At 64.4% G+C, this 12,577-nt stretch carries 11 protein-coding genes and 1 pseudogene; 4 read left to right on the top strand and 8 right to left on the bottom strand.

The features are described 5' to 3' along the window. Nucleotides 1-101: 101 nt before the first annotated feature. The gene (locus ACO550_RS18705; RefSeq protein WP_485994933.1) at nt 102-830 is read right to left on the bottom strand and encodes an SDR family oxidoreductase; all 729 of its coding nucleotides are present in this window, start codon (nt 828-830) and stop codon (nt 102-104) included. A gap of 175 nt (nt 831-1,005) precedes the next feature. Between ACO550_RS18705 and ACO550_RS18710 the strand changes: the two genes are divergently transcribed. Continuing rightward, nucleotides 1,006-2,571: a class I adenylate-forming enzyme family protein gene (locus ACO550_RS18710; RefSeq protein WP_315598737.1), complete on the top strand. Its 1,566-nt coding sequence runs from the start codon at nt 1,006-1,008 to the stop codon at nt 2,569-2,571. Nucleotides 2,572-2,675: 104 nt separating this feature from the next. Further along, entirely contained in the window at nt 2,676-3,530 is an 855-nt protein-coding gene (locus ACO550_RS18715; RefSeq protein WP_315598738.1) for an IclR family transcriptional regulator domain-containing protein, read from the top strand. A gap of 16 nt (nt 3,531-3,546) precedes the next feature. On the opposite strand, the gene ACO550_RS18720 is transcribed toward ACO550_RS18715, so the two are convergent. The 3 genes from ACO550_RS18720 to ACO550_RS18730 all read right to left on the bottom strand — a co-directional run bounded on the left by ACO550_RS18720 (nt 3,547) and on the right by ACO550_RS18730 (nt 7,572). Further along, a complete protein-coding gene (locus tag ACO550_RS18720; RefSeq protein WP_315598739.1) occupies nt 3,547-4,902 on the bottom strand; it encodes an MFS transporter in 1,356 nt (451 codons plus the stop codon). A gap of 58 nt (nt 4,903-4,960) precedes the next feature. Further along, nucleotides 4,961-5,719 (bottom strand): glucose 1-dehydrogenase, encoded by a 759-nt coding sequence (locus ACO550_RS18725; protein WP_315598746.1) that lies wholly within the window; start codon nt 5,717-5,719, stop codon nt 4,961-4,963. A gap of 95 nt (nt 5,720-5,814) precedes the next feature. Further along, nucleotides 5,815-7,572, bottom strand: a complete 1,758-nt coding sequence (locus tag ACO550_RS18730) for an FAD-dependent oxidoreductase (protein WP_315598740.1) — start codon at nt 7,570-7,572, stop codon at nt 5,815-5,817. 121 nt (nt 7,573-7,693) lie between these two features. On the opposite strand from ACO550_RS18730, the gene ACO550_RS18735 reads away from it, so the two are divergent. Continuing rightward, nucleotides 7,694-8,542, top strand: a complete 849-nt coding sequence (locus ACO550_RS18735) for an IclR family transcriptional regulator domain-containing protein (RefSeq protein ID WP_315598741.1) — start codon at nt 7,694-7,696, stop codon at nt 8,540-8,542. 34 nt (nt 8,543-8,576) lie between these two features. Here the strand turns inward: ACO550_RS18735 and pcp are convergent, their stop codons facing one another. Further along, nucleotides 8,577-9,224: a pyroglutamyl-peptidase I gene (gene pcp, locus ACO550_RS18740; protein WP_315598742.1), complete on the bottom strand. Its 648-nt coding sequence runs from the start codon at nt 9,222-9,224 to the stop codon at nt 8,577-8,579. 94 nt (nt 9,225-9,318) lie between these two features. Here pcp and ACO550_RS18745 point away from each other — a divergent pair, with 94 nt between their 5' ends. Next, nucleotides 9,319-10,254, top strand: coding sequence for a LysR family transcriptional regulator (locus ACO550_RS18745; RefSeq protein ID WP_315598743.1), 936 nt, complete (start codon nt 9,319-9,321; stop codon nt 10,252-10,254). 61 nt (nt 10,255-10,315) lie between these two features. Here the strand turns inward: ACO550_RS18745 and ACO550_RS18750 are convergent, their stop codons facing one another. From ACO550_RS18750 to ACO550_RS18760, 3 genes and pseudogenes are all read right to left on the bottom strand, one after another. Then, nucleotides 10,316-11,083, bottom strand: coding sequence for a DUF2894 domain-containing protein (locus ACO550_RS18750; protein WP_315598744.1), 768 nt, complete (start codon nt 11,081-11,083; stop codon nt 10,316-10,318). Then, a complete protein-coding gene (locus ACO550_RS18755) occupies nt 11,076-11,723 on the bottom strand; it encodes an OmpA family protein (protein ID WP_315598745.1) in 648 nt (215 codons plus the stop codon). Before ACO550_RS18755 ends, ACO550_RS18750 begins: the two co-directional genes overlap by 8 nt. Next, a pseudogene (locus ACO550_RS18760) lies at nt 11,720-12,577 on the bottom strand (DUF802 domain-containing protein); the annotation flags it as partial. The gene ACO550_RS18755 and the pseudogene ACO550_RS18760, both read right to left, overlap by 4 nt.

A 12,577-nucleotide genomic window follows, 5' to 3' on the forward strand; every position in this document is an offset into this window, starting at 1 on the left:
CGAAATATGGCGGAACCCCCCGGCCCGCCGCAGTACGGCGGACGGCGGGTGGATTCCGAAATTTTTCGCAATAGGGGGCGGGCGGGGAGGGGGAGCGCCAATTACCAGGCTTCGATCCAGGGACGCAGGTCGAGCTCGTGCGTCCAGGCATCGCGTGGCTGCTGGTGCAGCATCCAGTAGGTGTCGGCGATGTGTTCCGGATTGAGAATGCCGTCGCGGTCCTTCAGCGCGTAGCGGTCCGGAAAGTTCTCGCGGATGAATTCCGTGTCGATCGCCCCATCGACAATCGGGTGGGCAACGTGGATGCCCTTCGGCCCCAGTTCCTTGGCCATCGACTGCGCCAGGGCGCGCAGGCCATGCTTGGCGCCAGCGAAGGCAGCGAAGCCGGACCTTCCGCGCAGGCTTGCGGTGGCCCCGGTAAAGAAGATCGAACCCCGGCCACGCGGAACCATCACCCGCGCGGTTTCCCGTCCCATCAGGAAGCCGCCGAAACACGCCATCTCCCAGACCTTGTAGTAGACGCGTGCGGTGGTTTCGAGGATATCGAAGCGCACGTTGGCGCCGATGTTGAAGACGGCGACCTCGATTGGCGCGATGTTCTCCTCGATGTTGCGGATCAGTGCGGTCATCTCCTCTTCCTTGCGGGCATCGGATCCGAAGGCGTGCGCCTCGCCGCCTTCCGCGCGGATCTGCTCGACCAGCGGCACCAGCTTGTCGGCGCTGCGTCGGGTGACGCATGCGATGTATCCCTCTCTGGCAAAGCGCCGGGCAATCGCGCCGCCAGTGGAGTCGCCCGCACCGATAACGAGGATGGCTTTCTTTTCACTCACTGTTGTCTCCTGTTTTTTGCGGAACGAAGAACCGCAATGCAGTTCAGTATGGGTCGATGGTTTTGTGGATGTCAATTAAAAACATGCGATACACCACTAAAAATCCATGGTTGTGAACCGCATAGCGGTCGTATAGACTGCATAGCAGTTCAAATAGAGTCAGGAGACAAGCAGCATGAGCGATATCGTCACGCATTCCACCCCGCTGTTCCGCCGAATCCACGAAGTCATTGGCCCGTGGGTGCGAACGCAGCCTGACGCCACCGCAATCGTCGATGCGCGGGTACGGCTGACATACGCGGAACTGGCCAGCGCCGTGGAGGCCACTAGCGCTCGGCTCGGAGAACTGGGTGTGCGTGCGGGCGACCGGATCCTGCTCGTCGCCGAGAACTGCGCGGCACTGGCGGTACTGGTACTGGCGGCGAGCCAGTGCGATGCATGGGCGGTGGTCGTCAACGCGCGTCTGTCGCCACGAGAGATCGACAACTTCATCGACCATTCCGGGGCCCGGCGCGTCTTCTATGCAACACACGTGTCCGCTGACGCGGCGGCACACGCGGTACGTGCGGGCGCGACGGCGTGTGCATTGCCGTATGTGGGCGAACTCGCGGTCGGCCCTTTGAATGAAGCGGCTGGCACGGAGCCGGTCAGCAGCGATGCCGCGCAACAGGTGGCCGCGATGATCTATACGTCGGGTACCTCGGGTCAGCCCAAGGGCGTGATGCTGACGCACGCCAACCTGCTGCATCTGGCGAACATCTCGCGCAACCTGCGCCGTTTGACCGCGGCGGATGGCGTCTACGGCGTGCTGCCGATGGCCCACGTGGTGGGTTTGTCATCGCAGCTGGTTGGCTCACTGGCAAGCGGCAGTGTGTTGCACCTGGAAGAGCGCTTCGCGCCGGAAGCACTGATGGCAGCGATGCAGGACCGCCGTATCACGATGCTGATCGGCGTGCCCGCCATGTATGCGCGCCTGCTCGACTGGTGCGTAAAGACGGGCACCACGCTGCAGGGCCACGGCTTGCGCATCATCGGTACCGCTGGCGCCCCGCTGACACCGGAACTGAAGGCGGCAGTGGAACAGGCGTTCGGCATGCCGCTACAGAACGGCTATGGCCTTACCGAGATGTCGCCGACCATCGCCCAGACACTGCTCGACAGTCCGCGCCGGGACTGTTCGGTCGGTATGCCGGTGCCCGGCGTGGAGGTTCGCATCGTCGACACTGCGGGCAACGACGTGATAACGGGCGGCGAGGGTGAACTGTGGGTGCGCGGGCCGAACATGATGAAGGGTTACTACAAGGACGAGGCGAAGACGCGCGAGGCCATCAATGCCGAAGGATGGCTCAATACCGGCGACATGGCGCGGCAGGATGAAGATGGTGCGTTGTTTATCGTGGGCCGCACCAAGGAACTGATCATCCGTTCGGGCTTCAATGTCTATCCGGTCGAGGTGGAGCAGGTGTTGAACAGCCATCCGGCCATCGTGCAATCCGCCGTGGTGGGGCGCCAGGTTACCGACAACGAGGAAGTGGTGGCCTTTGTCGAATTGCGTGCCGGCGTACCCGTCGAGCGCGATGAACTCGAGCAATATCTTCGCGATCGCCTGTCAGCCTACAAGGTGCCGACCGAAATCCGCTCGATGGCGCCGTTGCCTGCGGCACCCACTGGCAAACTGCTCAAGGGAGAAATGAAGAAGCTGGCGGCGCACCCGGTGGACGCGCACCAGGCTGTGCTGTAGCGAGCCCGGCGGCAGGTTGCCGAGCCGTCACCGCGCGAATGTGCTAACTTGCCCGGCTGCGCACCGGGCGACCGGGGCGACGGGTAGAGGCAAAGGACCAGCAAATGGCAACGATATCGAACGACGAAGAGCAGGGCGGGGTCTTCCCCGACGGCGGTGAGGGTGCGGACGACGCCCGCCACGAAGACAGTCAGGACCGTCACTTCGTGACGGCCCTCGCAAGGGGCTTGGAGGTGCTGAGCTGCTTCCGGACCGGCGACAACTTCCTGGCAAACAACGAGATTGCCGTGCGTTGCGGATTGCCCAAGTCGACCGTCACCCGACTGACCTACACCCTGACCAAGCTCGGGTACCTGCATGTGGTGCCAGACAGCGGCAAATATCGTCTCGGTACGGCGACCGCGGCGCTTGGCAGTTCCATGCTCGTGAACCTGGACGTGCGGCAGGTGGCACGCCCCTACCTGAAGGCATTGGCGGCAGAGACCGGCGCGGTCGTGGCGCTGACCACCCGTGATCGTCTGTCGATGTTGTATCTGGAATGCTGCCGCAGTACGTCCATCGTCACGCTCAGCCTTGACGTCGGCTCGCGCATCCCATTGGCGACCAGTGCTTCCGGCCTGGCATTGCTGGCGGCATTGCCGCCGAACGAGCGCACTGACCTTATGGAGCGCATCCAGGCGCTCGATGAAGGCAACTGGCCGCGCATCGAGCAGCAGATCCTGGCCGCTGTCGAGGAGTACGCCAAGACTGGCTGTGCAACGTCGGCAGGCACCTGGGTCAAGGAGGTGCACGGTATTGCTACTGCCCTGTGGCCGGGGCGCGGCCTGCCGTTGATGGCCATCAGCGTGGCCGGGGCCGCGGGCTATTTCCCGCTGGCCCGGCTGCATGAGGAAATCCGGCCAAAGCTGCTCGAGACCGTCAAGGAAATCGAAAAGCACCTCGGCCAGCGCTTCGATTGATCTCGCGTCGGCCGCATCACTCCGCCACCCTTGCCATCGGATAGGCGTGCCGAGGCTTTGCGATCATGAAGACTGCCCCTGCCGCGAGCAGTGCCGGCACGGCCAGCAGGCCGAATACATCGCCGAAGCTCCAGCCAAGTCCGAGAAGGCCTGCGCCGATGAACGCGCCGGCCATGCCGCCGATCCGCCCGATACCCTGCATCCATGCCACGCCCGTCGTACGCGCCTCGGTCGGATAGAGGCTCGCGGCATAGGTGGACATCGAGGTTGCCGCGCTCGTGACCAGCGTGCCACAAAGGAAGAGCGAGATGCCGAGGAATTCCGGATGCTCGACGCTGCGTCCCACCACGATCACAAGCACAGCGGCCAGCAGGTACGCTACGACGATCGTGCGGTTGGCATTGAAGCGGTCCATGAACCAGCCCGCAACAAGGTTGCCAAGCAAGCCACCAAGGGGAAACAGGGCGGCGAGCAAAGCGCCACGTTCAACGCTGAAACCGGCTTCGCGGAACAGTGTCGGCATCCAGTTCGTCATCAGGTAGTAGATCACCAGACTCATGAAGCATGACAGCCAGAGCAGGAACGTGTGTCGCCGGTATCCGGCAGAGAGGATGAGTGCAAGAGCCGAAGCTTTCCCTCCTTTGCCTGCCGAAGCCGTCGGTGCGACGAAAGCGCAACGCTCGAGAGATTGCCGAGGTGCAATGCGTTTCAGGATGCGCGCGATTCGCTCCGGTGCCGCGGCGCGCACCGCCAGGAACTGGACCGACTCGGGTAGCAGTGCAAGCAGCAGCACGGCGAGTAACAGCGGCGCAATGCCACCAGCCGTCAACACGCTGCGCCAGCCAAAATGTGGAATCAGCCAGGCCGAAGCGGCGCCGCCGGCCACCAGCCCAGCGGAGAATCCGCAGTACATGGCATTCACCGCAAGCGAACGCAGACGCGCCGGCGCGTACTCCGACATCATCGTGATGGTAGTCGGCATGGCCGCGCCGAGTCCGAGTCCGGTCAGGAAGCGCAGGACAGTCATTGTGCCGACGGTCTGTGCATGGGCGGCAACGAGTGTCCATCCTCCAAAGCATGTGACAGCGGCCACCAGTACCGCCTTCCGGCCGATGCGGTCCGCCATGGGGCCCGCGAAGATCGCACCGAGGCTCAGTCCGGCCAGTGCGGCGCTCATGACGACACCGAGTTCGCCGCGCCCGATGCCCCACGCGTGCGCCAGCGACGGCGCGATAAAACCGATCGCCGCCGTGTCATAGCCGTCGGCCGCCACGACGAGGAAGCAAAAGGCAAGGACCAGCCACTGGCAAGGGGAAAAGCGTTCGGCGTCGATGAAGGACTGCACGTCGATCGTGCGGGATGCCTGTTTCATCGTTGTCTCCTGGATGGGCGGGCAAGCGCGCCGTACGCGCATGCCTCGTTTGTGAAGGTCAGGCGGCGAGGTACCCGCCGTCCACGGGCAGGGTCACGCCGGTTACATAGGTGGACATGGAAGAGGCCAGGAACAGCACGGCGCCCACCAGTTCCTCGGGTTGCCCAACCCGATTCATCGGGATGCGGGACATGAAGCGTTCGAGCTTCGCCGGATCGGTGCGCGTGGCAACGGTCATCGGGGTGTCGATGACGCCGGGCGCTATGGCATTGACACGCACCCCGTCGCGGGCGAGGTCGGCGGCGAGCGACTGGGTCAGCATCTTCACCGCGCCCTTCGAGGGCGAGTAGCCGAGCGTGTTCGGCTGGCCCGAGAGCGACGCGATGGACGCAACGTTGACAATGACGCCACGCGTCTGGCGCAGCGCCGGCAGCCACGCGTGACAGACGTTGAACGTCCCCTCGTGATTGACCTTCATCACCCGCTGCAGATTGGCCAGTGCATTTGCGCTGTCGATGCCCTCGCGAATCAGGATGCCAGCGTTGTTCACCAGCACGTCGACGGGGCCGACACTGGCGGTGATCTCTTCGGCAACGGTGCGGCATTGCAGGGCATCGGTCACGTCCAGCGCGCAGGCGCGTGCGGCGTGTCCACGGGCATTGATCATGGCCGCCGTCTCGTTGGCATTGGCTTCGTTCATGTCGGTCACGACCACCGTCGCGCCGGCTTCCGCGAGGCCGATGGCAATTGCCCGGCCGTTGCCCTGGCCCGCGCCGGTTACGAAGGCGACCTTCGCGGTCAGGAGTTGGGGAATCATCATGGTTACAGTCGACTGAAATTCAGGGTGAACGCTGCCACGCGGCATGCGCAATGCGCACCGCGTGGGTGACAGGAACGGGGGAGGGAAGTGTTCTAGTGGATGGCCAGTGGCTCGCGTGCGGAGGCCGCGCGCGCTTGCGGGGGCGTGGCCTGCATGTGATCGGCGATGTGGTTGCCGGCGACATAGCCAAAGGTCAGGCCCGGTCCGAGCGTGATGCCGGCCCCGCAGTACTCGCCGCCCATGATGCTTGACGCATCGTTGCCCGCGGCGTAGAGGCCAGGGATCGGATCGCCGCCGCTGGAGACGACCTGGGCGTGTTCGTTCGTACGGATGCCCATGAATGAGCCAAGGTCGCCCGGTACGAGCTTGAGCGCATAGAACGGACCGTTGGCCAGCGGCGCTACGCAGGGATTGGGCGTGTGCAGTGCGTCGCCCTGGTAGCGGTTGTAGGCTTTGCTGCCGCGGCCAAATTCGGGGTCGCGGCCGTACTGCGCGGAGTCGTTGTACTGGCGAATGGTGGCATCGAGCGTTGCCGGATCGACGTCGATCTGCTGCGCGAGGTCGTTGATCGTCTTGCCGCGTTTGAGGTAGCCGTTGCGCAGATGGGGCCCGAGCGGCATCGGGAACGGTTTCACAAAGCCGAGGCCGTAGTGCCGGATCGCCGCATGGTCTGCGATCAGCCAGCAGGCCGTCTCCGGCTTGCCCTTCGACGCGGCGATCATCGCCTGCACGAGATCGTGGTACGAATTCGCCTCGTTGGTGAAGCGCTTGCCATCCAGGCTGACGGCAATCACGCCTGGCTTCGCCCGGTCGATGAAGTGGGGCATGATGCCGGTCGTGCCGTCCTTGCGCGGCACGAGCGACATCGGCGTCCATGCGGCGGCGTTCGACGGGGTTTTGTCGAACATGCCGCCCACCGCTTCGGCCATACGCACGCCGTCGCCAACGTTGGTCTGCGGTGTCGGCGAGAAGTGGCCGTGTCCGGCCTTGACGTGCGGGTAGGTTTGCTTGAGCCGCTCGCGGTCGTGCGGAAATCCGCCGCTGGCCAGCACCACACCGTAACGCGCCTTGACGTTGACCCGCTGGCCGTCGCGTTCGAGCACCGCGCCGGTGACGCGCTCCCCCTCCTGCAGTAACTGTACGGCAGGCGACGACAGCCATACCGGGATTGCCAGGTCGGCTGCCGATTTCGCGAGCCGCGCGGCCAGCGCATTGCCGTTGGTCAGCGTCATGCCTCGCCCGTACCTCATGACTTCAAGGAAATGCCTGGCCAGGCGTTTGGTGACATACCACGCGGACGTCAGCGATCGGGTTACCCGCATGAAGTGGACGATCTCCTTGCCGGAGCCGATCGTCACGCCGAACACCGTCAGTTCCGGCAGCACGGGGCCGAGGGTCTTGAGCAACGGGCCGAGTTCGCGGGCGTCGTACGGGCGCGTCACCATCGAGCGGCCGCCTTGCGCGGCGCCGGGCGCCTCGGCGTGGTAGTCCGGGAACGTGAGCGGCATGTCGAACTGGACCGCGGTCTTTGTCATGAAGAACTCGATTGCTTGGGGGCCGTTCGCCAGAAAGGCGCGAACGCGCGCCTCATCGAACCCGGCGCCGGCCTGGTTCCGGATGTAGGTCAGCGCCTGGTCCGGTAGTTCGTGATGGCCGTATGCCTTGCCCAGATGGGTGTTCGGCACCCAGAGCCAGCCGCCCGAGCGGGCTGTCGTGCCGCCGTAGTAGCTCGCCTTCTCGGCCACGATGACCTTTAGTCCCCGGCTGGCGGCAGTGATGGCCGCGGACATGCCGGCGACGCCTGATCCGATGATCAAGACGTCACATTTTTCCTGTTGCAGTGTAGACATCGACTTCTCCATTCAAGTGCGGGTGGTAGGGCAGCCAGTAGCGGTGCCACCATGCTTGCTAGATTAGTACTAGCGCGCTTGAAATTATCTACACGTTAACCCTGTGCTTATTCATTAGATAATGTCTAGTGCTATACTGCGCGCACTAACCATCTCATGGCAGGGACATACCGTGGACCAGACTGACCCGACCCCCGAGCGAGAACGCCGCGGCATCCAGTCGATTGAAGTGGGGGGGGAAATCCTGAAGGTGCTGGCATCCGAAGCCAGGCCGATGGCGCTACGCGATCTCGTGAAGGCGGCGAACATGCCGTCCGGCAAGATCCATCCGTATCTGGTGAGCTTTGGCAAGATCGGGCTGGTCGCCCAAGACCCGGTCACAGGTCACTACCTGCTTGGACCGATGGCCATCCAGCTAGGACTGACCAGCCTGCAGACGTTGAATCCGATCCGCGAGGCAACGCCGTTCGCAGAAGCGCTTTCGGAAGAAACGTCGCATGCGGTTGCACTCGCTGTCTGGGGAAACCTTGGGCCGGTCATCGTGCGGTTGATCGATGCGTCCTATCCCATCCATACGAATATCCGCACCGGCACGGTCATGTCGCTCGCCAATACGGCGACCGGCAGGGTTTTCTCGGCATTCCTGCCACGTCAGTTCACCGAAAAGCTATTGCTGGACGATCGCGTTCGGCTCGGCCCCGATATTGCGCATCCGCTGGACGCCGCAGTGGTCGAGGAAATGATCAAGGAAGCGCGGGCGCGCCACATGTCGCGCAGCATCAACCATCCCACGCCGGGGATCGTCGCCTTTTCTGCGCCGGTGTTTGATTACTCAGGAAACATTGCACTGACGATCACCATCATGGGACCGACCGGCACGGTCGATACCGATTGGGAAGGGCCAGTGGCAAAAGCATTGGATGCTTGTGCGCAGGCGGTTTCGAAGCGCCTCGGCCATAGGGGCTCGTAGGATTGCCGGGTGGCACCTCGCGCATCAACGACAGCTAATGCGTGGCGCCCCCGACCTCCCTGACATCCGCGGTGACTTCCAGCGCCGTGCCGATCATGATGTCGACAGCGCTTACCAGGGTATTGATGTCCATGCTCGGCGCTCCCGGGTGATGGGCGGCCATCTGGGGCAGATAGGGTACGTGAACGAACCCCCCGCGTAGCGCGGGCCGTTCCGTCGCGATGAAGTGGAGCAATGAATAGAAAATGGCGTTGCAATTGTAGGTGCCTGCGGACTGCGAGACCGAAGCGGGAATGCCTGATTCGCGCAACCGCTTGACCAGCGCCTTGATGGGAAGCGCGGAGAAGTAGGCGGCAGGGGCGCCGTCGATCACAGGCTCGTCCACGGGCTGCCTGCCGGCGTTGTCAGGAATGCGCGCGTCGACGATGTTGATCGCGATGCGTTCAATCGACACGTCGCTGCGCCCGCCTGCTTGTCCCAGGCACAGTACCAGCACCGGATTGACCTCTGCGATGGCGTCGCGAAGCGCCTGCCCGACCTTGGCAATGACGCAGGGGAGCTGGCGGGCCACAACGCGTGCGCCGCCAACCATGCGCCCATCAAAGGCGCGGGCGGCTTCCCACGAAGGATTCAACGATTCGCCGTCGAATGGCTCGATGCCGGTGACAAGTACGGTCTTCATTTGGGCGCGGTACAGAAGGTGAGTCGGAAGGTCGATCGTATAGACGGCAGCCGGATTCTTGAAATGGATATTCGATATCCGGTAAATTCATGCCATGAATCTGTCCCGCATCGACCTGAATCTTCTCGTGGCTTTCGAGGCGCTGTACCAGACGCGCAGCGTCACGCTAGCCGGCAAGCGCCTGAACCGTGCCCAGCCGTCGGTGAGCAATGCACTCACGCGGCTGCGAGTGCTTTTTGGGGATGACCTGTTTGTGCGTACCAATTCGGGAATGCAGCCCACCGAGCTGGCACACACCCTGATGCCGGGGATTTCCGCTGCACTCGACCACGTTCGTCAGGCCGTGGGCCAATCGATTGCATTTGACCCAGCTGAGCCGGCGGGGCGCGGGTTCACCATCGCGGCCACTGATTACGCGGACATCGTGCTGCTTCCGCACGTCATCGGCCGGCTCAGGCGGAAGGCGCCCGACATCGATTTGCGGATCATGGCGCTCGATCGATCCGCCATCTATGAACAGCTCGATGAAGGTACGGTTGACGTCGCCATCGGTGGACACCTCTCGGCGCCGAAGCGAATATTGCAAACGAAGTTATACGAGGAAGACTTCGTTTGTATCGCAAGCCGTTCGCATCCGCTGCTTGGCGCGCGCGGTCGGCGGCGCACTATCGATCTGGCAACCTATGTGCAATTGCCCCATGCACTGTTTGTTCCCGGCGATAGCGGTTCACGACGCGGGGTGGTGGATGGCAGGCTGGAGAAGTTGGGGTATCACCGGCGTGTGGCGGCGACGTTTGCGCATATCGTGGCGTTACCGCTTGCGGTCGCGCACAGCGATCTGGTGGCCACGGTTGCCAGGCGTGTGGCGCACCGTCTTGCTTGCGCCGAGGTCCAGATCCACGAAGTGCCCGAGGAACTTGCCGATACGGCATTCGACATCGAGCTGGTTCATCACCGAAGGGCTCAGGCCGATGCCGCTGCTGTGTGGCTCCGGCAGGAGATCCGGTCGGCGATCGTTGAGTTGCACTGAGAGGTGCTGAATTGCGCAATAGCCCGGCTCAGTATCGTCACAGGCTCCGCGCACAGGCCTTTCAGCCTTTACCGCTTCCCGTGTTGCTCGCCTTGGCTCGCGGCTTGCGCGGTGCCGGGGCGCGCGGTGCCGATGCGCGTGATGCCTCGCGCTCGGGTACCAGCGAGATGGCGTGCATGCCTTCCAGCCACGACAGCGCATCGACATAGGACAGGAACTGCTCCAGGTAGCCGGGCGATACCTCGCGCATCAGCGACAGCGAGCGATGCACCAGATGGTTGGTGTTCAGCGGCCCGGCCTTCTCGGGCACGCCCTCCTGCGATTGGCGCAGTTGCCGGTCCACGCTGACGCGGGCCCAGGTGTCGCGGAAGTAGTCGGCCAGTTCCGGTTCGGCGTGGTGGGCAGGGCGTGCGGCGGGTGCGGTGACTGCGGTCGGCGCCGTCGGCGCGGTGGGCACAGTCGGCACGGTGGGCGCGTGGCTCGTGGACACAGCGGGCGGGGGCGCGCGCCGGCCCAGGCGTGCGCTGAGCGCCGCGAGGTCGGCGAGGGCGTCGGTCGCGCAGGGCATCGTCTCGGACGATGTCTTGGGCGATGGCATCGCGTCCGGGTTGCGTGCCAGCGCTGCGCCATAATCCGCGACCAGTCGACCAATGCGCTCCTCCAGCAGTCGCCGCGCCTCACCGCTATAGTCGCAAGCGCGTCGCGCCAGCGCCTCGATAAAGCGGAAGCGGACCGGGTCCGCGCGGTCGGAGCCGCTGTCGCGCCAGCCGTCGAGCATGGCGCGCGGATCGCTTGGATCGCTTGGATCGAGCGGGGCGTGGCTATGCATGAGGTTTCGTGGCCCCGGCCGATACTCTCGGCACCGGTGCGATCTCCACACGCCGGTTCTTGGCCCGGCTTTCCTCGCTGGCGTTCGGTGCGACCGGCTGCTGCGAGCCGAACGCTGCCGAGAAGACCGAGGAAGGGGGCACCCCCGCGTCGATCAGCGAGCGGGTCACGGTCAGCGCGCGCTGGGCCGACAGTTCCAGGTTGTCGGCAAAGCGCCGGTTGCCTTCCCTGACCTGCTGGTCGTCGGTAAAGCCGCTGACCATCAGGATCTCGTCGCGCGCGCCAAGATAGGCCGATAGCGGTGCGGCAAGACTCTTGAGCAGCGTGCGGCCCTCCGGCTGCAACTGGTCGGAGTTCAGCGCGAACAGCACGTTGCCGCTGATGTTGATGCGCCCGTCCTTGAGCGTGACCCGGCCAGCCGCCAGCGGACCGGCCAGCGCCTGCTCCAGCGTCTGGCGCCGCTTGAGTTCCTCCTGCCGGTGCTTGACCTCGTTTTCAAGGCGGGCCGACAGTTCCATCTGCACGCCGATCACGCCCAGCAGCACCAGTACGAAGGCCCCGAGCATGACCGACATCAGGTCGCCGAACACCGCCCAGGCCGGGACGGTGGGCTCCACGCCGGCGTCGAAATCGTCCGTCATGTCGCCTCGGCGGCGCTAGCCTGTTGTGCGGAAAACTGCTGCAGGTTCTCCAGGATCTGCTTCTGCGACAGCATGCTCAGGTCGACCACTTCGCGGGCCTGCGCCACGTAGTAGGCCAGTTGCTCGTCGCTGCGCGTCATCGACTTGTCGAGCGCAGCCTCGATGCGGGCAAGGTGCTCAGCCAGCTTGTCGTTCGACGCGCTGAATTCCTGCACTGCCACGCCGAACGCCTCGCCCAGGCTTGCCACTTCGACTGCGCTGCCCGTGACTTGCGCGGCGATGCCGTCCAGCTTGCCGGTCTCTTGCGCCACCTGCTCGGTAAAGCGCGTGCCGACACGCTCCAGCAGATCTGCCGTGGTCGTGACCAGCCCATCGACGGCCGTGCGCTGCTCGGTGGAGGCGTGGTTCACGGCGTCGAGCAGGGTGCCCAAGGTTTGCAGCAGACGGCCGCGCTCTTCCAGCATGGCGTTGTCGCGCGCCATGCCGTCGGTGAGCTTCTGGCGCAGTTCGGCGATGACATCGGCGGCGGCCTTGGGCGCCTCGGTCGCAATCTGTGCGAGACGGGCGACCTCGGCGATGGTGCCGCTGGCTTGTTGCTGTGTGTGCGTGGCGATGTCTTGCGCGGTCTGGGTAAGGGCGTCGCGGATCTCGCGCTGGTGGTCGGCAGATTGCGTGCTTGCCTGTTGCCATTCCTCACGCATGGTGGCGGCCATGACGGCCAGCGTTTCGTGCCACGCGCTCAGGCGTTGTTCGTCGCGCGAGGCCAGCTCGGCTTGCAGCCCGGTTGCGGCCTGCAGCAGGCGGTCGATCTCGGTAACGGTGGCGGACGTATGGGCCTGCGAGTCGGCGGCGAT

It is taken from the genome of Cupriavidus sp., from assembly GCF_057315035.1.